Below are 25,499 nucleotides of genomic sequence, written 5' to 3'. Positions count from 1 at the left end.
GCAGCCCAAGGCTCGCAAGCTCTTATTCGGCCGCCTCGCGCAGGGCCGACATCGTTGCCGCATATTGCTGCTGCAGCGCATGCATTCCCTCGCGAGCGCCGTCAACGGCATCGGCGCCGCGCAGCGCCTCGGTCACCACGACCGCCGGCTCGTACAGATTATCGAATCCCAGATTCTGGCTCACGCCTTTGAGCGTATGCGCTGCCATAAACGCACTCTCGGCGTCTCCTGCCGCCATGGCAGCCTCCAGCTTGTCCATGCTCTCGTCATCCAAAAACTTGAGGGCAAAGCGGGCAAGCATTTCCTCGCCCATCAGCCGAGCGCACGCGTCGTCATAATTAGCGCCGATCTTCTCATACGCCTCACGCATGGAAATCATGGATTAAAACTCCTTTGGTCAAACTAAATCGTGGGAAACGCGACGACATCGGCGGGGCGTGCCAATGTCTCAGCAATACGATCTTGCACCTCGAGCAGGCAGTCGAGCAACAGCGGGTTAAAGGTGCCGCACTCACCGTCCAGAATCATCTGGATCGCCTCCTTGTGCGGGATAGCGTCCTTGTACACGCGCACGCTCGTCAGCGCATCATACACATCGGCCACCGAGACCACCTGCGCGGCGATGGGGATATCGTCGCCCTTAAGGCCATCGGGATAACCCCTGCCGTCCCAGCGCTCGTGATGCCAACGCGCAATCTGGTACGCATATTCCATAAGCGCATTGCCAACGTGATGGCGGCCCAACTCAAGCAACATGTCGGCGCCGATCGTGGTATGCGTCTTCATAATCTCGAACTCCTCGGGCGTAAGACGCCCGGGTTTGTTGAGAATCGCATCGTCAATCGACATCTTGCCGATATCGTGCAGCGCCGAAGCCAAGGCAATCGTGGAGCGTTCCTCATTGTCGAGGGAGATGGTGCCGCTACGCTGGACCAGACAGTCAAGCAGCAGCTCGGTCAGCTTTTCGATATTCGTAACGTGCCTGCCGCTCTCGCCATTGCGAAGCTCCATGACGCCAGCCATGATGTCGATGAGCATACGACTGTTCTTGACGCGCTCGTTGTACTGCTGGGACAGCAGGCTCGTCAGTCGGCGCTGTTTGGCGTATAGGCGGATGGTGTTGCTTACACGGCGGCGCACGACACGGGAGTCAAACGGGCGGCTGATATAGTCCGAGGCGCCCAGCTCGTACGCGCGCAGAACCACATCGTCGGAATCTTCGCTCGAGATCATGATGACAGGCAGATTGTTGATACCCGATCGGCGCGACAGATCGGCCAGCACCCCAAAGCCGCTTATGCCCGACATCACAATGTCCAGCAGCACAAGCGACAACTCATCGCCATGGCGGTCGACCATGTCGAGCGCCGTACGACCGTTATCGGCCTCGAGGATGCAATACTCGTCCTTGAGCATCTCGTTGAGAATGGCTCGGTTCATCTCGGAGTCATCAACAATAAGCACCAAAGGCTTTTCGCTTTGGAAGGCCTCGATGGAATCGGCATCGGTCACGACCGTACCGGCTTTTGCCTTAGCACGGCTCAGTAACTGGACAGCGCGGCCAACGCCCTCATCGACCGTCTCGCCATGAATGCGAACGCCACCAACACATGCCGTCAAACTCACGTACTCATGGCCCGGAATAATCGTGGAACGAACGGCATCGGATACCTGATGCAGACGACGGGTAAAGTCATCGGAGGGAATATTGGGCATGACGACCACAAACTTGTCGCAGCCATAGCGCACAAGCTCGTCAGTCGAACGAATTCCACTGCGTATGGCTGTCGCCACAGCACCGAGCGCAAGGTCGCCGGCATGACGGCCACACGTATCGTTGAAGACCCTAAAATCATCAAGGTCGATCACCGCAACGCCGGCCTTCATGCGCGCGCTACGGAGCTTTACCTCGTAATATCGACGATTGTGCACGCTCGTCAGCACGTCGGTGTAGACAAGGTCCTCTTCTGCAGCCTCTTGCTCATCAATCGGACGCACCATCAGCAGGACGTGAGGCTCGCCCTCGACCTTTAGAGGGCGCAAACGGGCGCGGTACTCAATACCATCATTGAGCAGCTGCTCCGACACCTCACCCGAATCTGCCAAGGCCTCAAGACTCGACTGACGCAGACAAGGGCAGCGATCGCCGGCGAGCAAGCAGTTAGGCTCGCTCTTAATCTGATCGGCCGACAGCAAACGCACCACGGGGTAGGTCTTCGCGACGCGGGCGACCTCGGCGGCAGCCTCCTCGTCGGTTAGAGTGACCTCGTGATTATTGAGCATATGGGGCCCTTTCGATAGTTTCGCATGGTAGCGGTGGGTTCCAAATGCTACAAGGGTAACACCTTGCCGATGCAGGTAAGCACGTGAATACTGTTACATTTTTATGAGTTGGCAGACGGCGCGATTGAAGCCGCAAACGTGAGGTTTTGAGCACATTTGTTAACACGGCCGAGACGTTTGCGGAAGAAGCCTGCTTTGGCTATTGCGGGTGCTAGAACCCCAGAATGCCACGAACAGCCCGGGCAGCCGCTGCCGGGCGATCGCGCAGGCCGTTGTGCGCCCCGGGAACCGTCACGAGCGGACAGTCCAAAAGCTCAGCCGCCATCCTCGTGCCCGCCTCGCGGGGCGTACCAATCGAGAGCTCGCCCAGGAGCACAGCGGCCACCGTTTTCGACGCACGAGCGCTATCCCAATCGGGAACGCAGGTCATAGTAATCCCGTATTCGTTTGCCATGAAACTGCGGCCGTTGCGCAGGGCATGCTTGGCTTCCGCCTCGGTTATCTTGGGGGCCTCGGGGTCCGAATCGCCGATGGCGCCCAGGAAGGCCCGTAATGCCCTGGAGACCTTTCCCGCAGCAATCATCTCGAGCAAAACCGGAGCCGCGCCCAGGCCGGCACCCTCGTTTGTCACGGCGGGTTCATGCAGAATCGCACGCGAAATTATGACGGGGTTTGCACGGAGAAGCTCCAGGGTCACCAACGTACCGGCACTGTGCGCGAGCACGTTTGCCGGAGCGCCAATATGCTCGATAACGGCCTGCAGGTCGGCGACCTGAGCGGCGAGGTCGTAGCGTCCGTCCGCAGCGTCGCCGCTCTCGCCGCAACCGCGGCGGTCGTAGGCAATGACGCGATAGTCGTAGGCGAGCTCGCGGGCGATGCCGTCAAAAAAGACACCGTCGACGCACGCACCGTGCACACACACCAAGGCGGGTGTATCGGACGATACATCCGGGCCGGCATACTCGCGGCAGGCGATCGTAGTGCCCGCATTCTCGACCGTAAAATCCATACTGTGGTCCCATCGTCAACGCCACCAGGCCGTGCCGGGGTGTAGCTTGGCCAGATAGCGTCATTTTGTGCGTACATGAATGCGCTTACTGTACCCGACTCTCACCCTTTCATGACAGGGTTTCGAAAACTCACCCGACTGCACGGTTTCTGCCTAAACAACAGCACCCAAACCCGCGACCCACATGAAGGCCGATGCTATGCTTAAGCTCAACTGTCCCAAGGAGCATATGCCTATGTCTACGTTTTTAAATGCCAGCCCCATCTTTGGGCCCGTCCGCAGCCGTCGCCTGGGCCTTTCGCTCGGTGTCAACATGATGCCGGCGAGCGGCAAGATCTGCACGTTCGACTGCATCTATTGCGAGAACGGCCTCAACGCCGAGCGCCCCTGCCACAAGCCGTATAACACAGCTGCCGTGGTACTCGACGCACTCGAGACCAAATTGTGCGAGATGGCAGTCGAGGGTGAGCTGCCCGATGTGATCACGTTTGCCGGCAACGGCGAGCCCACCGCCGCACCGGAGTTTCCGCAGGCCATCGCCGGCGCTGTCGCGCTTCGCGACCAGCTGGCACCAAACACCAAGATTGCCGTGCTTTCCAACGGCACGCGCGCCGACCGCCCCGAGGTGCACGATGCGCTCATGATGGTCGACGACAACATCCTCAAGCTCGATACGGTCGACCCGGCATTTATCCAGCTGCTCGACCAGCCCGTTGGCCCCTACGATGTAGAGCACCAGATCGAAACGTTTGCGAGCTTTAGCGGTCACGTCATTATCCAGACGATGTTTTTGAGCGGTGAGTACCGGGGCAGGTCTCTCGATAACACCGGCGAGGAGTACGTTGGCCCTTGGCTCGCGGCGCTCGAACGCATTCGTCCGCAGGAGGCGACCATCTACACGGTGGCGCGCGAGACACCGATCGCTGGCCTTGCCAAGGCAGCACCCGACGTCCTCGATGCCATTGCCGCGCGCGTCCAAGCCCTCGGCATCCCCTGCCAGGTGAGCTACTAGCAAAACCACGCAGCAGCTAGTGCCCGCCATCCCGCTCCATCAGTTGCGGTGATATAGTTCCTATTTGTGCTGTTAAACCGCTTAAATCGGAACTATATCACCGCAACTTTTATGGACGCGTGGGTGGGCTATACTAGCTGCGAATGAAAGGAAGTTAGCCATGTTTGACAACGGACCCGTGCCTGGCCGCAACGACGCTTGCTGGTGCGGCAGCGGCAAGAAATACAAGAAATGCCATAGCGCCTTTGATGAGCGCCTCGAGCGCTTGTGGGAAGAGGGCTGGGAGGTTCTGCCCCGCACGCTCTACAAGACGCCCGCCGACATCGAGGGCATCAAGCGCTCCGCCGCCATCAACGTGGGCGTGCTCGACTACGTAGGCGAACACATCGCCGCGGGCATGACCACCAACCAGATCGACCAGATGATCTACGACTATACCGTCGAGCACGGTGGCACGCCGGCCGACCTCAACTACGAGGGCTACCCCAAGAGCGTATGCACCTCGATCAACGACGTGGTCTGCCACGGCATCCCCTGCGATGCGGACGTGCTGCACGAGGGCGACATCATCAACGTCGACTGCTCCACGATCTTGGACGGCTACTTTAGCGACTCGAGCCGCATGTTCTGCATCGGCGAGGTCTCTGCCGAGCGCCAGCGCCTGGTCGACGTCACCCGCGCCAGCGTGGAGGCGGGTCTGGCTGCCGTCAAGCCGTGGCTGCCGCTCTCCGTTATGGCCGAGGCCGTGCAAAAGACGGTCGAGGACGCCGGTTTTAGCGTGGTGCGCGAGTACGGCGGACACGGCATTGGCAAGGAGTTCCACGAGGACCCGTTTGTAGGCTTTACCACCGAGGCGCCCGATGTGGACACCATCATGGCCCCGGGTATGGTCTTTACCATCGAGCCCATGGTCAACGCCGGAGCGCCCGACATCAAGATTAGCGAGGGCGACGGCTGGTGCGTGCGCACCAAGGACGGCAGCGATTCGGCTCAGTGCGAGGTACAGCTCGTGGTGACCGAGGACGGTTACGAGCTGCTGAGCTGGTAGCCGTGCGGACGCCGGGCTTCGCGATGGATATGTTAACCATCGCGAAGCCCGGCTTTTTTATAGCGTTTTGCCAGATAAAACCTGCCCAAATAAACCTGTCCCTTTTTGGCAGGTTGAGCGGAGAGGACTGCTTGTGAACATCCTGGTTTTGTTGCCCGTCAACGATCGTCACCGCGCGATCCTCGAGTCGAGCGCTCCGGGCGAGGACTTTACCTACACGAGCGCCGACGCCGCCACACGTGAGCAGGTCGCCGATGCCGACGTGATCCTGGGCAACATTGACCCTGACATGCTCACGGCATGCGAGCATCTCCAGCTGTTGCAATTGCAGACCGCAGGCTATGACGACTACCTTGCCGCCGGCACCGTGCCGGCTGAAGCCAAGCTGTCTTGTTCAATCGGCGCCTACGGTCAGGCCGTGAGCGAGCACATGTTTGCCATGGTGCTGTCTTTGATGAAGCGCCTGCCCGGCTATCACGACTTGCAGCGCAAGCATCGCTGGGAGGATTTGGGGCCGGTCACCTCGCTCAAAAACGCCAACGTGCTGGTGCTGGGCGCGGGCGATATCGGCGGCCACTTTGCCACGCTCTGCCGCAGCATGGGTGCACACGTCCGCGGCATCAAGCGCCATCCGCTCGTCTACCCCATTGTGTTTGAGGACATGGACGGCATGGATGCCCTGTCTGAGCGCCTGGCCGAGGCAGACGTCGTCGCATCCTTTATGCCCAGCACGCCCGAGACCCGCGGTCTGGCGAACGCCGAGTTCTTCGCCGCGATGAAGCCGGGCGCCTTCTTTGCCAACGGCGGCCGCGGCGATCTTGTGGTTGCCGACGACTTGGTTGCCGCCCTGGAGTCGGGACATCTCGCCGGTGCCGCGGTCGACGTCACCGACCCCGAGCCGCTGCCTGCGACAAGCCCCCTGTGGGATGCGCCCAACATGCTCATCACGCCGCACATCTCCGGCTGGTTCCACCTAGCCGCCACGCTCAATAACGTGGTCGACATCGCCGCGGAGAACCTGCGTCACCTGCAAGCCGGCGAGACCCTGCGCTGCTGGATCGAACACTGATTGTTCCGGCGTTTTGCCAAACGCCGGAACCCCTCGACGCTGCGCCCTTAGGTTCCGCCGTTCTACCGAACGGCGGACCGGTCGACGCTGCGAGCCCGCCGTTTGGCCAATCTGCCGTTCAATTTCAAAGGCGCGACCAGAAGGTCAGCGCCTTTTCATTTCACGGCACCTTGGCTCAAACGGCGGGCTCTCGCTGACTTTTGTTCTACCTGCGGGGTCTGACTGGTGCGTAATCTACCTGCCGGGTCTGGCTGACTCTTGTTCGACTGGTGAGGTCTAGCGCTATTTAAGCGTTGTTAGATAGTTTCTTGCGTTGTCGACGCTCATTGCTGCGACGGGTGCGTGTGAACAGAGTTTGGCATCGTTGGTGACCAGGAGATCTGCCTTTGCGCGCATCGCTGCCGCGATGATTAAATCGTCTTCGTAATCGCTATGGAGCTTACGCTGCTTACTCGCCATCCATATGTCGCTCAGGTCGCAGGACACGGGCGTAGCAAGTTGCGACAACACATCAAGACAATCCCATGCAAGTGATGTCGCCGCCGAAGCGGCATCTTGAGACAGCAAACCGTGCTCTCGCCGATACCACGCCTTATGTTCGCTCGAAATCAAATAGAACAGGTCTTTGGACGATGTCGCCGCATATATCAGCTCAGCCTGAGCCGTACACGCATCACGCAAAAACTCAATCGTGGCCGAACGACCACGTCGTAAGGGGATGAAATAATCAAGCCACACGTTGGTGTCAACCAAGATGCGCTTTGGATTCTCACTCATAGAGCCAGCTCATCTCCTCGCCATAGCGATCCGCATAAGCGTTCCGTTTGAGCTCTTCATTACCCGAGGGCTGCACTTTAGCCAAGTCAATTCCCGACTCGCGGCAAACAGCAGCGAACAGTTGCGAACCCTGGTCGATGAGTTCGAGCTTGTGCTTGGCGGCTTTCTCTCGCTCGCGCTGTACCGCCCGGGCACGACCGGGCGAAAGAATGTCCTGGAGCGCGCCGGGCCGATCAGCCAGAGATGCCGCAAGTTGCCAGAGCGCTCGCACCGCTTGGCTCGGCGTCATACCGGCCCTGGAGAGAGCGGCGTCCCCACTCCTTTTAAGATCGGCATCGAGACGCACGTTGATCTGAGCGGCTGTTGTGGTCATGACCCCTCCTTAATACTTCAAAACTATCATAAAACTCTATGGTAGATACGTAAAGCATGTATAGCATTTATAAGCATTAGCCGTGCTCTGTACACAAAAAGCCGCCGAGGCACACTGCACCTCGGCGGCCACGTATCACAGATCTAGTTCGGTTTCACCCTTTGCATTCGCCCAGATAAAACCTGCCAAAATAAACCTGTCCCTTTTTGGCAGGTATTAGAGCTCCACGCTTTCGGCGCCGTTGATGGTTAGGTTGCGCTCGTAGAAGGCCGTGAGGGCGCGGATGGCGTACATCACGTCGCGCACGCCGCCGGTCTCGTAGCTCGAGTGCATGGCCAGCTGCGGCAGGCCCACGTCCACGGCATGCATGCTCGCCTGCATATTGGACAGATTGCCGAGCGTGGAGCCGCCGGCCATGTCGCTCTTGTTGGCGAAGGCCTGCGTGGGCACGTCAGCGTCATCGCAGATGGCCTGGAACACCGCGCGGCTAAAGGCATCGGTGCAGTAGTGCTGGTTGGCGGCTTCCTTGATGACGATGCCGCCGTTGAGCACAACCTGATTGCGAGCGTCGCACTTCTCGGCGTGGTTGGGGTGCACAGCATGTGCATTGTCGCAGCTCACGAGCATCGAGGCGGCAAGTGCGCGATGGTACGACTCGTCGTCAAAGCCCAGCGAGCCGTTAATGCGACGCAATGCATCGGCCAAGAACGTCGACATGGCGCCCTGCTTGGTCTCGGAGCCAACCTCCTCGTTATCGAAGCAGCAGAAGACCGAGACATCGTGCGCGTTCTCGGCACCCAAAAATGCCTGCAGCGAGGTGTAGGCGCAGGCCAGGTCGTCGAGCTTGGGCGTCGAGATAAACTCGTCAGCCCAGCCCCAAATGCGCGCATCCTGACGATTGACCAGGAACAGATCGCGGCCCAGAATCTGCTCGGGCTCAACGTCCAGCTCGTCGGCGATCAGAGCATCAAAGTCGCCCTGCTTAAGATCACCGGCGCTGATAAGCGGGCAAAGGTCGACGGCTCGGTTGGGAGCAAAGGCTTCGTTAACGCCGCGGTTCATGTGGATGGCAAGGCTCGGGATGATGGCGACTTCGCGCTCGGTAGCGAGCAAACGGCTCTCAATGCGGTCGCCCTCGCGCACCAGCACGCGGCCCGCGAGTGCCAGCGGACGGTCGAACCAGGTGTAGTCGATCATGCCGCCGTAGGCCTCGGTGTTCAGGCGCAGCGTCTCGCCCGCGCCGTCGAGCTCGGGCACGGCCTTGACCTTAAACGTCGGAGAATCGCTGTGCGACGCTGTGAGCTGAAAATGGTAGTCGCCGGCAACGCCGTCCTCGCCCCACGTCGCGGCCAGGTCCTCGCCCACTTTAAAGGCAACAACGCTCGAGGTATTGCGCTGCGTGTAATAACGCCCGCCCGGCTCGATGTCCCACGCCGCGTTCTCGGGCAGGTAGGTAAAGCCCGCCTCGTCGAGTTCGGCCATAATGGTCGCCGCCGTATGGAACATGCTGGGGCATGCCTCGATAAAGTCGATAAGGTCGTTGGCAGCCTCGATATCGTCGGCCGTCACATGCGCACGCTCGGGCGTTTCCTGATCCGTCATGCTCTCCCCTTTCGCTGGGTTGATGGTCCCCTCCAGCATACCCCGCCACGCCAGCGCCGCACTCTTCATTCCGTGCTTAATTCCGCGCCGCTCACCAAGTTGAGTCATCATGCCCGCACTCCTTTTGCGACAATTGCGCTAACAGGACGAGAGGAGTCGTCATGAAGCCACGTAACATTGCCATCGCCTGCGGTGCCGCGGGAGTCGCCGTCGGCCTTGCCGCTGCCACCGGTATCGTTTATCACAAGCAAATCAAGTCCGCCGCGTCGCTCAAACGCTTGACCGGCTACGAGGATGGCTATGACCTGTACGCAATCGACATCGCCTACGACTACGATCTTGATCGCATCATCGCCGCTGGCGTGCGCGACGACCAGGCCTACATCGATGCCGTGGTGGCGCAGGTGCTGCCCGGTGTGCCGGTACATGTCCAGGCGCCCCAGTTTGCCTGCAGCGCTTTTGTCGCCGTAGATGCCGAAGGCCGCGTGCGCACCGGTCGCAATTACGACTTTAAGGACGACACCTCGGCGCTGCTGGTGCGCAATCACCCACGCGGCGGTTATGCCTCCATCGGGTTTGCCGCCCTTAACAACCTGGGCGATAACACTCCGCTCGACTCCGTCGCTGGACGCGCCGCCGCACTCATGGGCCCGTTTGCCCAGCTCGACGGTGTTAACGAGTGCGGCGTGTCCATTGCCGTACTCACCCTGGATTCCAAGCCCTGTGACCAGGACACGCAACGCCCCGTCATCAACACTTCGCTCGCCATCCGCCTGGTGCTCGACCGCGCGGCTACCACGCAGGAGGCCGTCGACCTGCTTTCCGCCTACGACATGCACGCCATGGCCGGACGCGACTACCACTTCTTTATCAACGACGCCGCCGGTGACGCGCGCGTAGTAGAGTGGGATCCGCGCGATCCGGACCGCGCTTTCAAGGCGACGCCCGTGCGCCAGGTTACGAACTTCTACGCCTGCTATGGCGACGAAGTGCTGCCCAACCAAAAGAATGGCGAGCTAGGCCATGGCAAGGAGCGCGCCGTCGCAATCGCCGCTGTCCTCGACGCCCGTGCCGGCGCACAAGACGAGGCAGTCGCTTGGAAGGCCCTACGCGCTGCGGCGCAAGAGCCCAATCCGGAAGACATCACCAGCAACACGCAGTGGTCGGTCGTCTTTGACAACACCGAGCCCGCTGCCGCCATCACGCTGCGCCGCCATTGGGGCGACGTCGACGCCTTCGCGCTGTAAGGAGCCAGGCCCGTCGACCTTACACTCGCCTGACGTTGCTTACATTTCTATACGCTTGAGCTAACACGTTTTACCTCCGCATCAACAGTGTGCGGGGGTAAACTTATGCGCATGTTATAACTTGCCCGGAAGGATTCATCATGCTCAGGATCGGTCTTCTTACTAGTGGCGGCGACTGCCAGGCGCTCAACGCCACCATGCGCGGCATTGTCAAAACGCTCATGACCAATAGCGAAGAGCCTATCGAGATCTACGGTTTTGAGGACGGCTACCAGGGCCTTATCTACAGCAGGTTCCGCGTCATGACGCCCGCCGATTTTAGCGGCATCCTCACCCGCGGCGGCACCATCCTGGGCACGAGCCGTACGCCGTTCAAGCGCCTGGATACTCCCGAGGCCGACGGCGTCGAGAAGGTGCCCGCGATGGTCCACACTTATCACAAGTTGCAGCTCGACTGCCTGTTTATGCTGGGCGGCAACGGCTCCACCAAGACCGCCAACCGCCTGCGCGAAGAGGGCCTCAACGTTATCGCCCTGCCCAAGACCATCGATAACGACACCTGGGGCACCGAGTTGACGTTTGGCTTTACGAGCGCCATCGACGTCGCCACCAAGTGCATCGACGACATTCACACCACCGCTTCGAGCCACGGCCGCGTGTTCGTCATCGAGATCATGGGCCACAAGGTTGGCTGGATCCCGCTGTACGCCGGCGTCGCGGGCGGCGCGGATGTCATCCTGATTCCCGAGATTCCCTACGACATGGATAACGTCATCAAGACCATTGAACATCGCATGGAAACCGGCAGCCGCTTTACCATCGTGGCCGTCGCCGAGGGCGCTATCTCCAAGGAGGACGCGGCGCTGTCCAAGAAGGAGTACAAGAAGAAGCTCGCCGAGCGCACGAGCCCGTCGATCGTCTACGACATCGCCAAGGAGATTGAGGCCAAGACCGGTCGCGAGACCCGCGTCGCCATCCCCGGCCACACGCAGCGCGGCGGCCAGCCCGATGCCCAGGATCGCATCTTTGCGACCCAGTGCGGCGTCGAGGCGGCACTGGGGTGCCTACGCGGCGAGTTTGGCTACATGATTGCCCTGCGTGACGGCAAGATGTGCCACATGCCGCTCGAGGAGGTCGCCGGCAAGCTCAAATATGTCGACCCCCAGAGCGACCTGGTGCGCGAGGCCAAGGCGTTGGGCATCAGCTTCGGCGACGAATAGCCTCGGCTGGAATCCACCCCATCGGGCCCTCCGACCCCGCCCGACGTATTTCGATTTGGCTCCTCCCTTGACTCCGTCAAAGGTCGCCAATCGAAATCGTCGGGCGGGGTCGGAGGGCCCTGCGTTTACATACTCGCCGGGGCTATTCGTCTTCTTGCTGCGGGTGCCTGGTCTGAAATTAAGTTGCGGTGAAATAGTTCCCGCTTAGCCCGCAAATGGCTGAATCTAGAAACTATTCCACCGTAACTTACTGAGTGGGGACTCTTGGCTGCTACTTGCACTGGCATTTGTCCTAAAATGGCTGGTCGTTAGGGGTTGCTACCGGTAGTTGCGGTAGGGTCGGAGCAGATTCTAACTAGAAATGGTGGTCGCTACCGGTTGTTCTCGGCATACTCGGCTCATTCGATTACGGTCACTACATGAAAGGAACTGCTATGGATCTTGCAATGGCACAGCGGCTCGTTGACCGCCGCAAGGCTGCCGGGCTTTCTCAGGAGGCGCTTGCTGCCCAGCTGGGCGTAAGCCGCCAGGCTGTTAGTAAATGGGAGCGCAGCGAGTCCTCACCCGATACCGATAACCTCATTGCGCTCGCCGCGCTGTATGACGTGTCGTTGGACGAGCTGTTATATGGGGAGGCGGTGGCTAGCGCTGATGACTCACAGGCTGATGATGAGGCACAGAACAGCAACGCCGGCACCAAAGCTTCAGATAAGGCTGAAGAGGCTGAGGCTTCTACTGAGCACGCTGATTGCAGCGATAAGCCACTTGTCGATATTTCCCTCGCGCGCGGTATCCACGTCATTGATCCCAATAAAGGCGAGGAAGTCCATGTTGGTTGGAGCGGCATCCATGTGACCAACGAGCGCAAGGGCGAAGAGGTGCATGTGGGGCCGGACGGCGTGCATATCGATACGCTTGAGGACGATGGACATAGCGTACGCACCAATGACGACGGCACCGTCACCATCGACGGCGAGACGTTTTCCAGCTGGAAGGAAGCACACGACAAGCTCGACCATCATGGCAAGCATTTCCACACCAAGGTCGGACGTGCATGGAACAAATTCCCCTTCCCCGCACTTGTCACTCTCGCCTATCTGGTGCTCGGCATTGTCTACGGCACATGGGCTACGGGACTCTTCCTCGTCTTTCTGATTCCCGTCTATTACGCGCTTGGCGACTTTATCGACCAACGCCACTTATCTAAGCTGATCGAGGTCATCTACCCGGCAGCCGCCATCGCTTGGTTCCTCTACATGTGGCTCTGTTTGGGACAGCCCCATCCTGCATGGATCATCCTCATCACGATTCCCGTCATCAAAGCGCTCATGCGCTGGTGCCGCAAACAATGGAAGCACCGCCAACAGGCCTAACACGCTCCGACCCACCAGCACCCAACCACCCCCGCCCTTCTCCTAAGTTGCGGTGAGATAGGGACTGTTTTGAAGCTCCAAAGCGCCAAACAGTCCGTATATCACCGCAACCTACAAACAACTGGGTCAGTTCCGGCACGGAGATTAGCATTGAGCTGACCACGCGCCAAGAAAAGGGCCTATTTACTACGTTTAACTCGAGAGGGCCGACCATACCCGCCTTTTCCGAATATTTGCAAGCCCTCTACCTGCGGTTTTAATTTCATAATCTTTGTCATGGTCGAGGGTGTGGTAGCAAACGTAGTAGATAGGCCCGTTTTGCGGCATACGACCTATTCAAGCCCAATCTCGAAGGCTGGAGAAAGCCCTTCATCCACGCCTGTGAGCGAAAACCAAATAGAATGAAAGGCAAATGGAAAAGCCCGTTTAACGAGCGGAGGACATATGCGCGACGTAGCCGAAAGCGACTGGAAGCTGTTTAAGAAAATGCTTCCTCAATGGCAAGAACGTTATATGGAAAAGCTCATCGGCCAGTATGTTGAGATACTGAACGGCGACAGTGAAGCGTCCAGTAGATTTTGGGCACTAGAAGAGCGCCTCAATAGAGACAAGCTGTCCTCAGGCGTAATTGCAAACGACATTCGCCGCAGCACAATGCACCGCGAGATAGCCAATTTGCTTATCGACAGCGTGATCACCCTTGACGACCTTGACGGTTTTACCGAGGACATTAAGAGCTATGCGCAACACTGGATTGGCCAGTAAGAGCACTGAACGACAGACATCCCCAGCAAAACGGGGCAAACGCCGGGCCACCTAATGGTTGTCCGGCGTTTGCGCAGATAAAACCTGCCAAAATAAACCTGTCCCTTTTTGGCAGGTCACTCGGCGCTCTTGAGGGCGCCGACCATGTCGATCTTGTTGAGGGTACGATTGGTGGCTAGGTTGACGATAAACGTAAAGCCAAAGGAAAGCACCACGGCGAGCACGTAGCTTAGCGGCTCGACTTCGACGTCAAAGTACAGCGACGGCATCTGCAAAATGTACGTAAAACTCTCGGCCAGCAAGCCGCCCAGTGGCACGCCCAGCGCGGCGCCAATTGCCGTGAGGATCAACGTCTCCTTGTTGACGTAATGGTGCACCTCGCCACGGCGGAAGCCCAGCACCTTGATGGTCGCCAGCTCGCGTTCGCGCTCGGAGATATTCGTGTTGGACAGCGTAAACACCACCACAAACGACAGGCATGCCGCCATAAAAGTCACGAGCACCACGACCGAATTGATGATCGCAAAGTTCGCCTCGTAGTTCTGCCAATGTTCGGCCGTGCTCGAGATGGTGAGCCAACCGTCGCTCTTAAGCTTCTTGCTAAACGCAATCTGGTCGGCCGACGAGCCCTTAAGCAGCACAAAGACGCCGTTGAGGCGTGCGCTTCGACCGAACGCGCGCTCATAGGTGCCCTGCGTCATGTAAAGCGTGTTGCCAAGATAGTTAAGCGAAATGTCACTGACTTTGACCTTGGCAACATTGAGCGACGAATCCTGGACGTATGCCGTATCGCCCGGCTGAATCCCCAGCACCAGCTGTGAACTCTTACTCAGATACACGTCTCCGTCACGCAAAGACAGCGGCTCTTTGGACTCGTCCTCGAGGCGCACATAGTCGTCCAGGTCGTTCGTGCGGTCATCGGGCACCACGATCAGCTGCACGGTCTCGCTCTTGCCGCCAAACGTAAAGGTGACGTTGTCGGTCATAATCGGCAGCGTCGAAGTCACGGTCACGTTGGAATCATTGGCCGCGCTGCGCTCATCCAACGCCGCGCACGTCTGCGTAAAGTCATCGGGGTTGGCGACCGCCAGCAAGTCATAACGCGTGATATGCCCGTACTGTTTGGGCGAAAGCGCCACCGACGTATCGCGAATACCCATACCGCAGATCACAAGCGCGGTGCAACCCGCGATGCCAAAGATGGTCATAAAGGCACGCTTTTTGTAACGGAACAGGTTGCGCGCAGCCACCTTGTTCAAAAAGCCCATGCGGCGCCAGATGAAGCCGATGCGCTCAAGTAGGATGCGCGAGCCGGCGCGCGGGGCCTTGGGGCGCATGAGCGAGGCCGGGGTCTCGGCCATCTCGTGGCGGCAGGCGATAATTGTGGCGCCCACCACGCCCACGGCAAACAGCGCCACCGAGACGATCGAGGACACGATGTCGTACGAAAGCAGCATCTGGGGCAGCGAGTACATGTCGTCGAACACCGTAAACAGGAACAGCGGCAGGCCCACAAAGCCGATGATATTGCCGAGCACGCCGCCAATCAGGCACGCCCACAGCGCATAGTCCACGTATTTGGACAGGATGCGCTCGCGCGAGTAGCCGAGCGCCTTGTACAGGCCAATGAGCGTGCGCTCCTCCTCGACCATACGCGTGGCGGTGGTGAGGCTGATGAGCACGGCGACGATAAAGAAGATGAACGGGAACACCGTCGCAATAGCCTCAATTGACGAGCTATCGCTCTCCACGCTTGAGTAGCTTGCGATATTGTCGCGGTCCTGGATGTACCACGTGCATTCACCCAAATCGGAAAGCTCGGCGCGGGCATCGGCAAACTGCTGGTCGGCGGCGGCGCGGCGCTGATCCAGGTCGGCCTGAGCCTGGACGCGTTCCTCGCTGCCCTGGGCCATGCGATTGATGTTGTCCTGCTCAATCCCAAAGAGCATATTCGCCTGGCGCTCGGCCGCATCCAAGCTTGCCGGCGTGTCGACTGTCAGCTCCTGAGCGCGCGCCTTCTCACGCTCCTCGCGGATCTTCTCGATATTGCCCTTGACCTCATTGATCTTTGCCGCGTAGGCATCCGAATAGGAGTTGAGGCTCTTAGCTCCCTGGACGATCACATGGACCGCGGAGTAGGACGACGACGTCGCGGCATCCTCGCTCACGTAGAACTTGTAGTCCGCAGTCGAAGCAGCACGAAAGGCGTTGACGGTCGAGTCGGAGCTCACGTCGGTAGGATCGAGAACCTCGGCCGTGATGGTGTAGTCCCCATCGGCAAATTGATCCTTGGCACTTTGGTTGGACGAGCTCGCGTCATTGGCGGCAAAACTCACGGTATCGCCGAGCTTTTTGCCCGAAGCCTTCAAAAAACGTGAGGTCACTGCCACTTCGCCCGAAGTCTCGGGCAGCTCGCCGCGTACTAGCACCGGTTGGTCAATATTCTCTTTGGAGAGGCTCTGTACGACGACACGCTCGCGCGTCGTACCCACGGCGGTATAGGCGGTCTCGGTATAGATGCCCTCGGCCGTCTCGACGCCATCGACCTCTTGGATCGCAGCAAGATCGTCATCGGTCAGACCATAGGTCGACTGCACGTTAATGTCATAGACATTCTGCTGGTCAAAGTAAGCGTCAACCGAATCACACAGGTCCTCGCAGCCCGCCTTAAGGCCGCACATCACGCTCACACCGAGCGCGGTGATGACCACGATGGACAAGAAGCGCTTAAGACTGCCTCGGATTGTACGGTAGATGCCACGGCGAAAAACCGTCGGCACCATATCGTTTGAGCTTTGGGCGGTGCGGTAGGTCGTAAAATCCTGCTCGCGCTCCGTGTTCTGCGCGTCGCGGCGCTGGCTGTTTTGGCGGTCCTGGTCCATGGGCGCTACCACTCGATCGTCTCGATCGGCACGGGATTTTGTTGGACCGTCTCGCTCTCCACGCGCCCGCTCTTAAAGCGAATCAGGCGATCTGCCATGGGCGCCAGCGCGGAGTTGTGGGTGATGATAATGACCGTAATGCCCTGCTTGCGACAGGTGTCCTGTAGCAGCTGCAAGATCTGCTTGCCGGTTTTGTAGTCGAGCGCGCCCGTGGGCTCGTCGCACAGAAGCAGCTTGGGATTCTTGGCCAGTGCGCGGGCGATGGACACGCGCTGCTGCTCGCCGCCCGAAAGCTGCGCCGGAAAGTTGGCGAGGCGCTCACCCAGGCCGACCTGGCGAAGCGTCTGTTCGGCATCGAGCGAATCGGGGCAGATTTGCGCCGCGAGCTCGACGTTTTCGAGCGCCGTCAAGTTGGGGACCAAATTGTAGAACTGGAAGACAAAGCCGACGTCGGCGCGGCGGTATTCCACGAGCTGCGCCTCGTTCGCGGAGCTCACGTCGCGCCCGTCCACCGTCACAGTGCCGGAGGTCGCCGTGTCCATGCCGCCCAGAATGTTGAGGGCCGTGGTCTTGCCGGCGCCCGAAGCACCCAGAATGATGGCGAGCTCGCCGCGCTCGACCGTAAAACTCGCGCCGTCGAGCGCGTGGATGCGGGCGTCGCCTTCGCCGTATGCTTTGATGACGTCTTTGAATTCGATATAGGCCATCGATTAATTCCCATCTGGTCGGATAACTCTTTAGTATTACCCATTTCCCACCTACCAAAAAGGGACAGGTTTATTTTGGCAGGTTTTATATGGGGGAAACGGCAGCTATAGATGAGGCGCCGGGGAGGCCGAGAAATCATCGACGGGGTCAGGCCGACCGCCAAGCACAACGCACGCATCTCAATCTGTCAGCCAAATAATTCGAGCAGCTGTTCGTTTCTATGATATGATTCAACTATCTAAGCAGGCCAATACGCAGAAAGGCGGCCAACATGGCGTTCGACTTTAAGAAGGAATGCAAGGAGCTCTACAAACCTGCAAGCAAGCCGAGCATCGTAACTGTCCCGCCTATGAACTACGTTGCCGTTCGCGGAAAGGGCGACCCAAATACCGAAGGTGGCGAGTATCAAAACGCCCTGCCGCTACTTTACGGCATCGCCTATACCGTCAAGATGTCGAAGAAAGGCCCAAGGAGCATCGAGGGCTATTTCGACTTTGTGGTACCGCCGCTCGAGGGTTTCTGGTGGCAAGACTCCCCGAGCGGCGACATCGATTATGTACGCAAGGACGATTTCAACTTTATCTCGTGCATCCGCCTGCCCGATTTCGTCAGCCGAGATGATTTTGACTGGGCAGTCGCTGAAGCCACGGCCAAAAAGAAACTAGACTTTACCGCTGTTGAGCTGCTTAAAGTTGATGAGGGTCTCTGCGTTCAGTGCATGCATACCGGACCCTATGACAGCGAGCCGACAACCGTAGACGCCATGCATGAATACGCGACCGAACAGGGCTATGCCCCCGACTTCTCAGACACCCGTTTACATCACGAAATCTATCTCTCCGATCCACGCAAATGTGCACCGGAGAAACTTAAGACTGTGGTTCGTCATCCTATCAAGCGCGCTGAATAGCGTGGGGCGTCATTTCACGCGCTAGGTTTTAAGCCAGCCAACCAGCCGCCTCCTAGGCCGTCCGGTAATTATCTTGACGCGGCCCGTCGCATCTTATAAGTTTGTTTTGCTAAAGCTGGAAAGCCTCTCAACGATGCGCAACTCCAGCTCTTTTTCTATCAAGAGGCTTAATGAAATACCAGAAGTCGCGGATATCCATCAACGAACAAATAGCACTATTGACAGAAAACAAGGGTCTTAAGTGCTCTGATCAAAGCGAACTCGAGCGAGCTTTGGTCGAAGCCAACCACTACAGACTGTCGGCCTACTGGTTTCCCTACAAAACCAAATGCAAGTCCGGGATTACCATCTTTCGCGAAGGCACAACATTCGAAACCATCATCTACACGTATGAATTTGACCGAGCCCTCCGGCAGTTAATGTTTGATGCGGTCGGCAGTGCGGTCGGCAGAATTGAGATCTACCTCAGAAGCAGAATTGCCTATCTTGCCTCTGAGGAACGCGGGCCTTTCTGTTACCCAGATGTCGCCATAACGAGGCTCAACTCGGCATGCCCGTCGAGCTCTGCGCCGCACTGGGCTACGCAGCCGTCTTTGGCAGCGCCACCAATACGCTGCTCGCACCCATCCTTATTGGCTGCGAAGTCTTCGGCTTTGGTAACTTGCCGATGTTCATTATTGTCTGCGTTGTGGCTTACCTGTTCAACATGGATAAGTCCATCTACGCCCTGCAGGAGCGGGCGTAGATCGATGTCCAGGCAGGTGGTCTCAACCGGAAACGGCGTCCCACTCTGAGGCTGTATTCCGGGGCACGGTTTCCGCTCGGGACGCCATTCGGAAAGCGCATCCCGCTTTAAAACAGAATTCCGGGACGTGGTTTCCGTCTGAGCCTCCATTCGGAAAGCGTGTCCCGTTCTTTCACGGCATCTTGGCTATGCAAAGTGCTCGAGCGTTACTCCTCGTACGCGCCCTCAAGCCGCAGCAGCCATTCTTTGCGATCCAGTCCACCGGCGTATCCGTTGAGCGATCCGTCGGCTGCCACCACGCGATGACACGGCACGATGATCGAAATAGGGTTGCGAGCGACCGCAGCCCCCACCGCGCGAGGAGATACAACGGGCGCTTCATTTCCCGGCACACGATGTCGAGCCGCAACACGCTGGGCGATCTCGCCATACGTAGCGACCTCGCCACGCGGAATTGAAAGCAGCTCAAACCAAACCTCGCGCTGAAACGCCGTACCAATCATATGCAACGGCGGCGTAAACCGAGGCTCCTGCCCCGCAAAATAGGCATTCAGCCAAGCCCAAGAACGCTCAAGCACCGAAGAAGCCGCACCATTTGCCGGACTCACCGAAGACATCCCACCGGTACCAGAAACCGCATCGGCACCTTCAACGTGCTCCGCATCTTCTTTGAGCAGTGTAGAGCCAAAGTGCTCCTGCCTCTCAAACCAAAGCCCCGTCAGACCGCGGCCATCAGCGGCAAGCAGGATTTCGCCCAAAGGCGAAGCAAACGTCGTCGTGACCACCAACGGCTCCTTTCAAAACTCCGCACCATAATACCGCGAATTGTGCAGACAACCCCAATCGACCCCAAAGTCATCCAAGGCGGCAGGCGCGAAGCGCCAAGGCCGCCGCCCGGACCAGGGCCCGCAACAACCACGTGCCCCCACATCAGCCCAGCGGCCCCAACCAACAACGGCCCCATCGCGGAACACGCGCAGCAGCGTCACCGCAGGCGGGGGCCGGGCTTGGTTTTCAGAACACTCCGCAGACCAGTGCGGCGCCTTGTCCGCGGCTCCGAAGGAGCAGGACAAGGCGCCACACATGGTCGAGGACGTTCTGAAAACCAAGCCCGGCCCCCGCCGGACAGGTCACACTACTCGCAGAGCAGCTTAGCGATCTGGACGGCGTTGGTTGCCGCGCCCTTACGGATTTGGTCGCCGCAGCACCAGAAGGTGATGCCGCGCGCAGCCTCGGGGTTCGAGATGTCGCGGCGCACGCGACCGACCCAGATCAGGTCCTGGTCGGAGGTGTCCATCGGCATGGGGAAGCGGTCGTGCGCATCCTCGGCACTCATGTCGTCGACCAGCTTCACGCCCGGGGCAGAAGCCAGCGCAGCACGGACCTCCTCGACCGTAATATCGCGCTCAAACTCGAGCGTAATGCTCTCGGAGTGCGAACGCAGCACGGGCACGCGCACGCAGGTGCAGTTCACGCGCAGATCGGGCAGGTGCATGATCTTGCGGCCCTCGTTTTGCAACTTCATCTCCTCGGAGGTAAAGCCCTCCTCCTTGACGCCGCCAATCTGCGGAATCAGGTTGCTCGCCAGCTGGGCGGCAAACGCGCGCGGCTCGGGAATCTCCTCGCCACGACCCAGGGCGGCCAGCTGAGCCTCGAGCTCGGCCATACCGGGAGCGCCGGCACCCGAAGCCGCCTGATACGTCGAGACGATCATGCGCTTCACGCCAGCGAGCTGATGCAGCGGCCACGTAGGAACCAAGCCGATGATGGTCGCGCAGTTGGGGTTGGCGATAAGGCCATGATGCCACTTGATGTCGTCGGCATTAATCTCGGGCACGACCAGCGGTACCTCGGGATCCATACGGAAGGCATGGCTGTTGTCGACCACGACGGCGCCGCGCTTGACGGCCTCGGGCAGTAGCTCCTTCGCGATGTCGTCGCCGGCGGCTCCAAGCACAATGTCACAGCCCTCAAAGGCCTCGGGGCAAGCCTCTTCGATCACAACCTGCTCACCGCGGAACTCAACGGTCTTGCCCGCGGAGCGTGCACTTGCCAGCAGCTTGAGCTTGCCGACCGGGAACTCCTGCTCGTTAAGGCACTCGAGCATCTGGGTACCCACGGCTCCCGTCGCGCCCAAAATAGCAACCGTGTACTGTTTCATGCTTCCCCCTTTAAAGGTTATGGCTTTTGCCTGCACGCCGAGCAGGCCGATTGTTGTTGCCAGTGTATACAAGAACGGGGCGGGCACGAAACCCGCCCCGCCGAAACGAAACCGAAACGAAACGCCCCGCCGTAGATTTTTGAGACACAACCCAAAAAATCTACCGAACAGTCGCTACTTTTTGAGCGCGGCCAGAGCGGGATCGACCGGCGCAGGAGCCTCCAGATCGGAGACCTTCACAATGCCGTTTTCGTCGGAGAAGGCACGGTAAATGGTCTGAATCGCCAGGTCGAAGTCCTTCTCCTCGACACCGATAATGATATTGATCTCGTCACAGCTCTGCGAAATCATGCGCACGCTCACGCCGGCCTGGCCGAGCATGCCAAACAGATGGCCCGAGATACCTGCACGACCGCGCAGGTTACGACCGACGGTAGCAATAAGTGCCAGACCCTCAACGACCTCGATCTCGAGCGGCTCGACTTCCTGTTGAATGTCGCCCACAAGCGAGTACAGCGAATCGTGCACATCCTGCTCCTGCACCACGGCGCCAAAGCGATCGACGCCGGTGGGCATGTGCTCAACGGAAACGTCATAGCGCTCGAACACCGAAAGCGCGCGGCGCATAAAGCCGACGCGGGGCTTGGTGCGGTCGCGGGCCACATTGATGGCGACAAAGCCGCGCTTGCCGGTCACGCCGGTAATGATGGGCTCTGCCTCGCCCTCGTCAGCCGTCTCGCTAATGATGGTGCCGGGGTCCTGCGGCGCATTGGTGTTCTTGATGACCAGCGGAATACCCGCCTCACGCACAGGAAACACGGCCTCCTCGTGCAGGACGCTTGCGCCCATGTACGAAAGCTCACGCAGCTCCTCGTAGGTAACGCGGGCGATGGGCTGCGCCTCGGGCACAATACGCGGATCGGCAGAATAGAAGCCCGAAACGTCGGTCCAGTTTTCGTACAGATCGGCGCCCAGGCACTTGGCCAGAATCGAGCCGGAAATATCGCCGCCGCCACGATCGAGCAGCTTGATCTGACCCTCACGCGTCGCGCCATAGAAACCGGGCATAACAAAGCCGCCCTGCTGACCGTACTCCTGCACCAGCTCGGAGGTGCGGTTCATGCTGAGCGTACCATCGTGATGGAATGCAACGACCGTCGCGGCGTCCAGGAACGGCAGGCCCAGGTACTCGGCCATCAGGCGAGCGGTGAAGTACTCGCCGCGGCTCACAAGCTCCTCAGTGGAGTAGCCACCGGAGCGAGCACGCTCGGCAAAGGCCGCAAACTCTTCGCGGATGGGATAGGTGAGCTCCAACTCGTCAGCGATATCAAAGTAGCGCTGGCCAATGTCCTCGAGCAGTTCCTCGCACGACACGTGGTACTTAACGTGCGCGTTAACCAGGTAAAGCAGGTCGGTCACCTTGGTGTCGCCCTTAAAACGGCGACCGCAGGCAGAAACCACCACAAAACGGCGGGCAGGGTCGGCATCGACGATGGCCTTGATCTTCTTAAAGTGTTCGGCGTCGGCGACCGACGAGCCGCCAAACTTGGCAATCTTAATCATGGGCTGGAGGTTACCTTTCTAAAAAGCCTCTGCGAACCTATTTTGCGCGCTCTGATACCATGGTTTCACCGATTGGGACCAAGGCATCCGAGGAGCAGTGTTATATGGGAACTTATCATAGTACACGAGGACGCACTTTATCGTGCTCAAGTAAGGTGGCAATCCGTACTGGCATCGCTCCCGACGGGGGTTTGTTTGTCTCGGACGAGCTCGGCACCCAGCAGGTCGATATCAGCTCGCTTGCAGATAAATCGTACTTTGAAATCGCTCAAGATGTGTTGGGAATGTTACTGAATGATTACACGGCCGAAGAAATTTCGGCGTGTGTCGACGAAGCATACCGCGGCACGTTCGCGAGCGAAGAGGTTACGCCGCTCGTCAAACTCGATGCCGCACCGGGCGCCGACGCCCCTCAGACCTATGTGATGGAGCTCTTTGGCGGCCCCACGAGCGCCTTTAAGGACGTCGCCCTGCAGATGCTCCCCCGCCTGATGGCCCGCACCTCCGCCAAAGAAGGCGGCGCCGAGCGCATCATGATCGTCACCGCCACGTCAGGCGACACGGGCAAGGCCGCACTCGCTGGTTTTGCCGATGCTCCGGGCACGGGCATTACCGTCTTTTATCCCGAGGGCAAGGTCAGCCGCGTCCAGAATCTGCAGATGTCCACACAGGAGGGCGACAACGTCGCCGTCTGCGGTATCCGCGGCAACTTTGACGACGCCCAGAGCGCCGTCAAACGCATCTTTGCCGATAAGGAGCTGGCCGAGCGCCTGGAGGCCGCCGGCACGGTGCTTTCGAGCGCCAACTCCATCAACGTCGGCCGCCTGGTGCCGCAGGTCGTCTACTACTTTGCCGCCTATGCGCAGCTGCTGCGCGCCGCCGCTATCGAGGCTGGCGACGCCGTAGAGTTCTGTGTGCCCACCGGCAACTTTGGCGATATCTTGGCCGGCTACTACGCCAAGCGCATGGGTCTGCCCGTCGCCAAGCTCGTCGTGGCGAGCGACAAGAACAACGTGCTGGCCGACTTCCTGACCACCGGCGTCTACGACCGCAACCGTCCGTTCTTCACGACCATCTCGCCGTCGATGGACATCCTTATCAGCTCCAACCTGGAGCGTATGCTCTACTTCCTGTCCGACGGCGACTGCGAGCTCGTTGCCGGCCTTATGGAGCAGCTTGCCCAGACCGGCCGCTACGAGGTGCCCGCCGAGCTGCTGGCCAAGATCCAAAGTGTGTTTGGCTGCGGTTGGGCCAGCGAGGACGAGGTCCGCACTGCCATCAAGAGCTGCTGGGACGCCAACGGCTACGTGATCGACCCGCACACCGCTTGCGGCTATCACGTCTTTGAGCAGGTCGCCCCCGCCGAGGGCGCCAAGGTCCGCGTGCTGCTTTCGACCGCCAGCCCCTACAAGTTCCCGCGCGCCTGCTGCGACGCCCTGGGCCTCGACGTTCCCGAGGACGACTTTGAGGCCATGCGTGTGCTCGAGCAGGCCACCAACACGGTCGCCCCGACCCAGCTCGCCGAACTCGAATCCAAACCCGTCCGCTTCGAAGACGTCTGTGACGTCGATGAGATGGCCAACTACGTAGAGTCTGCAGCAAAAAAGATGACTACCAACTAAAACCCCTTATAAGGCGCCGGCGAAAGCCGGCGCGCCTTCTTCCATCAGATAGCCCCCGGGATGATGACGAACGCGCACAGCGTGCCTGGTTGTTTAGTTCGTCGCGAGTTCCGCACGCAAAGGAAAGCACTTAATGTGCTTTCCGTCTTGCGCAGGACTGCCCGAGCAGCGAACTAAACAGCCAGGCACGCCAGGAGGACTCACATGATCAAAATCACCGTCCCAGCAACAAGCGCCAACCTAGGCATCGGCTACGACACCCTCGGCATGGCCGTCAGCCTCTACTCGCACTTCACCTTCGAGCGCGCCGACAAACTCACCATCACGGGCTGCCCCGAGGAGTTCCAAAACGAGAATAACCTGGTCTATGTGAGCTTTGTCGATGCTCTGGCCGCCTGGGGCGAGCCGGCATTCCCCGTCGCTATCGACATTCAGACCGACGTGCCCGTCGCCCGCGGCCTGGGTTCCAGCTCCACCTGCGTCGTCGCTGGCATCATGGCTGCCGCCGCGCTGACAGGCCACACCGTCGACCGCGCCGAGCTCGTCCGCATCGCCACCGAGGTCGAAGGCCATCCCGATAACGTCGCCCCCGCTATCCTGGGCGGCGCCGTCTGCTCCTTTACGCCAACCGATTCGCTTCCCCAGTGCCTGCGCTATGAGGTGAGCGATCGCTTGCGTTTTATTACCGTGATTCCGCCCTACGAGGTGCACACGAGCGAGGCGCGCAAAGTCGTGCCGCAGGAGATTCCGCTCTCCACCGCCGTGTGGCAAATGGGCCGCATCGCCGGCATGACGCGCGGCCTGGAGACCGGCGACCTGGACCTTATTGCCGCCGCCAATGACGACCGCATCCAGGAGCCCTATCGTCGCCGCTTGATCCCCGATTACAACGCCGTGCGCGACACCTGCCTGAACGGCGGTGCCAAGACCATCTGGATCAGCGGTTCGGGCTCAACCCTCATGGCCGTAACCGATGACACCATCGTAGCCAAGTTCCTGCAGGTCAAGCTGCGCGAGCAGTTCCCCAAGTGTGATACGCATATTCTGACGTGCGACACGGAAGGCGCCCAGATCGAATACCTGTAGTCGCCGTCCCGTATACTCGCCGGGGAGGCCAGGGGCTTTGCCCC

22 protein-coding genes and 1 pseudogene are annotated in these 25,499 nt (G+C 59.5%); 12 read left to right on the top strand and 11 right to left on the bottom strand.

The window, feature by feature from the left end; all coding sequences use genetic code 11:
• Positions 1-22: 22 nt before the first annotated feature.
• From DXC79_RS07300 to DXC79_RS07290, 3 genes are all read right to left on the bottom strand, one after another.
• Complete coding sequence (locus DXC79_RS07300; RefSeq protein WP_199408668.1) at positions 23-379, bottom strand: Hpt domain-containing protein; 357 nt, start codon at positions 377-379, stop codon at positions 23-25.
• Positions 380-402: 23 nt separating this feature from the next.
• A complete protein-coding gene (locus DXC79_RS07295) occupies positions 403-2,283 on the bottom strand; it encodes a diguanylate cyclase (RefSeq protein WP_117635696.1) in 1,881 nt (626 codons plus the stop codon).
• Positions 2,284-2,494: 211 nt separating this feature from the next.
• Positions 2,495-3,292, bottom strand: a complete 798-nt coding sequence (locus tag DXC79_RS07290; protein WP_117635695.1) for an alpha/beta fold hydrolase — start codon at positions 3,290-3,292, stop codon at positions 2,495-2,497.
• A 235-nt stretch (positions 3,293-3,527) separates the two neighbouring features.
• On the opposite strand from DXC79_RS07290, the gene DXC79_RS07285 reads away from it, so the two are divergent.
• From DXC79_RS07285 to DXC79_RS07275, 3 genes are all read left to right on the top strand, one after another.
• Positions 3,528-4,304 (top strand): radical SAM protein, encoded by a 777-nt coding sequence (locus DXC79_RS07285; protein WP_117635694.1) that lies wholly within the window; start codon positions 3,528-3,530, stop codon positions 4,302-4,304.
• A 160-nt stretch (positions 4,305-4,464) separates the two neighbouring features.
• Positions 4,465-5,352 carry a type I methionyl aminopeptidase gene (map, locus tag DXC79_RS07280; RefSeq protein WP_117635693.1) on the top strand — a complete coding sequence of 296 codons (888 nt, stop codon included), beginning with the start codon at positions 4,465-4,467 and terminating at the stop codon, positions 5,350-5,352.
• Positions 5,353-5,485: 133 nt separating this feature from the next.
• Positions 5,486-6,421, top strand: coding sequence for a D-2-hydroxyacid dehydrogenase (locus tag DXC79_RS07275; protein WP_117635692.1), 936 nt, complete (start codon positions 5,486-5,488; stop codon positions 6,419-6,421).
• A 282-nt stretch (positions 6,422-6,703) separates the two neighbouring features.
• On the opposite strand, the gene DXC79_RS07270 is transcribed toward DXC79_RS07275, so the two are convergent.
• The 3 genes from DXC79_RS07270 to DXC79_RS07260 all read right to left on the bottom strand — a co-directional run bounded on the left by DXC79_RS07270 (position 6,704) and on the right by DXC79_RS07260 (position 9,173).
• Entirely contained in the window at positions 6,704-7,198 is a 495-nt protein-coding gene (locus DXC79_RS07270) for a PIN domain-containing protein (RefSeq protein WP_117635691.1), read from the bottom strand.
• The gene (locus DXC79_RS07265; protein ID WP_117635690.1) at positions 7,191-7,571 is read right to left on the bottom strand and encodes a hypothetical protein; all 381 of its coding nucleotides are present in this window, start codon (positions 7,569-7,571) and stop codon (positions 7,191-7,193) included. Before DXC79_RS07265 ends, DXC79_RS07270 begins: the two co-directional genes overlap by 8 nt.
• 216 nt (positions 7,572-7,787) lie before the next feature.
• Positions 7,788-9,173 (bottom strand): M18 family aminopeptidase, encoded by a 1,386-nt coding sequence (locus DXC79_RS07260; protein WP_233503055.1) that lies wholly within the window; start codon positions 9,171-9,173, stop codon positions 7,788-7,790.
• Positions 9,174-9,334: 161 nt separating this feature from the next.
• Here DXC79_RS07260 and DXC79_RS07255 point away from each other — a divergent pair, with 161 nt between their 5' ends.
• The 4 genes from DXC79_RS07255 (at position 9,335) to DXC79_RS07240 (ending at position 13,778) form a co-directional block, all read left to right on the top strand.
• The gene (locus DXC79_RS07255; protein WP_117635689.1) at positions 9,335-10,420 is read left to right on the top strand and encodes a carcinine hydrolase/isopenicillin-N N-acyltransferase family protein; all 1,086 of its coding nucleotides are present in this window, start codon (positions 9,335-9,337) and stop codon (positions 10,418-10,420) included.
• Between the two features lie 140 nt (positions 10,421-10,560).
• On the top strand, positions 10,561-11,640 hold the full coding sequence (locus DXC79_RS07250; RefSeq protein ID WP_089572334.1) for a 6-phosphofructokinase: 1,080 nt from the start codon (positions 10,561-10,563) through the stop codon (positions 11,638-11,640).
• Positions 11,641-12,074: 434 nt separating this feature from the next.
• Positions 12,075-13,013 (top strand): helix-turn-helix domain-containing protein, encoded by a 939-nt coding sequence (locus DXC79_RS07245; RefSeq protein WP_117635688.1) that lies wholly within the window; start codon positions 12,075-12,077, stop codon positions 13,011-13,013.
• A 444-nt stretch (positions 13,014-13,457) separates the two neighbouring features.
• Entirely contained in the window at positions 13,458-13,778 is a 321-nt protein-coding gene (locus DXC79_RS07240) for a multidrug transporter (protein ID WP_117635687.1), read from the top strand.
• Between the two features lie 116 nt (positions 13,779-13,894).
• On the opposite strand, the gene DXC79_RS07235 is transcribed toward DXC79_RS07240, so the two are convergent.
• Positions 13,895-16,660 (bottom strand): FtsX-like permease family protein, encoded by a 2,766-nt coding sequence (locus DXC79_RS07235; RefSeq protein ID WP_233503053.1) that lies wholly within the window; start codon positions 16,658-16,660, stop codon positions 13,895-13,897.
• Positions 16,661-16,665: 5 nt separating this feature from the next.
• Positions 16,666-17,367 carry an ABC transporter ATP-binding protein gene (locus tag DXC79_RS07230; protein ID WP_117635686.1) on the bottom strand — a complete coding sequence of 234 codons (702 nt, stop codon included), beginning with the start codon at positions 17,365-17,367 and terminating at the stop codon, positions 16,666-16,668.
• 272 nt (positions 17,368-17,639) lie between these two features.
• On the opposite strand from DXC79_RS07230, the gene DXC79_RS07225 reads away from it, so the two are divergent.
• The 3 genes and pseudogenes from DXC79_RS07225 (at position 17,640) to DXC79_RS07215 (ending at position 19,023) form a co-directional block, all read left to right on the top strand.
• The gene (locus DXC79_RS07225; protein WP_117635685.1) at positions 17,640-18,278 is read left to right on the top strand and encodes a GyrI-like domain-containing protein; all 639 of its coding nucleotides are present in this window, start codon (positions 17,640-17,642) and stop codon (positions 18,276-18,278) included.
• 170 nt (positions 18,279-18,448) lie between these two features.
• Positions 18,449-18,796 (top strand): annotated as a pseudogene (locus DXC79_RS10320) (Abi family protein); the annotation flags it as partial.
• A gap of 32 nt (positions 18,797-18,828) precedes the next feature.
• The gene (locus tag DXC79_RS07215; protein WP_117635684.1) at positions 18,829-19,023 is read left to right on the top strand and encodes a chloride channel protein; all 195 of its coding nucleotides are present in this window, start codon (positions 18,829-18,831) and stop codon (positions 19,021-19,023) included.
• Between the two features lie 206 nt (positions 19,024-19,229).
• Here the strand turns inward: DXC79_RS07215 and DXC79_RS07210 are convergent, their stop codons facing one another.
• The 3 genes from DXC79_RS07210 to DXC79_RS07200 form a co-directional block, all read right to left on the bottom strand.
• Positions 19,230-19,808, bottom strand: coding sequence for a methylated-DNA--[protein]-cysteine S-methyltransferase (locus DXC79_RS07210; RefSeq protein ID WP_233503052.1), 579 nt, complete (start codon positions 19,806-19,808; stop codon positions 19,230-19,232).
• A gap of 350 nt (positions 19,809-20,158) precedes the next feature.
• Positions 20,159-21,184 carry an aspartate-semialdehyde dehydrogenase gene (locus DXC79_RS07205; RefSeq protein ID WP_117635682.1) on the bottom strand — a complete coding sequence of 342 codons (1,026 nt, stop codon included), beginning with the start codon at positions 21,182-21,184 and terminating at the stop codon, positions 20,159-20,161.
• Positions 21,185-21,358: 174 nt separating this feature from the next.
• Positions 21,359-22,747 (bottom strand): aspartate kinase, encoded by a 1,389-nt coding sequence (locus DXC79_RS07200; RefSeq protein ID WP_055252594.1) that lies wholly within the window; start codon positions 22,745-22,747, stop codon positions 21,359-21,361.
• Positions 22,748-22,851: 104 nt separating this feature from the next.
• On the opposite strand from DXC79_RS07200, the gene thrC reads away from it, so the two are divergent.
• Together thrC and thrB are read left to right on the top strand one after the other, a co-directional pair.
• A complete protein-coding gene (gene thrC / locus DXC79_RS07195) occupies positions 22,852-24,369 on the top strand; it encodes a threonine synthase (RefSeq protein ID WP_117635681.1) in 1,518 nt (505 codons plus the stop codon).
• A gap of 204 nt (positions 24,370-24,573) precedes the next feature.
• Positions 24,574-25,455, top strand: a complete 882-nt coding sequence (thrB, locus tag DXC79_RS07190; protein WP_006234874.1) for a homoserine kinase — start codon at positions 24,574-24,576, stop codon at positions 25,453-25,455.
• The last annotated feature ends 44 nt before the right edge of the window (positions 25,456-25,499 follow it).

The organism is Collinsella sp. TF08-11AT, assembly GCF_003437035.1.
Lineage (GTDB): Bacteria > Actinomycetota > Coriobacteriia > Coriobacteriales > Coriobacteriaceae > Collinsella.
This window is presented reverse-complemented; position numbering and strand designations above follow the sequence as displayed.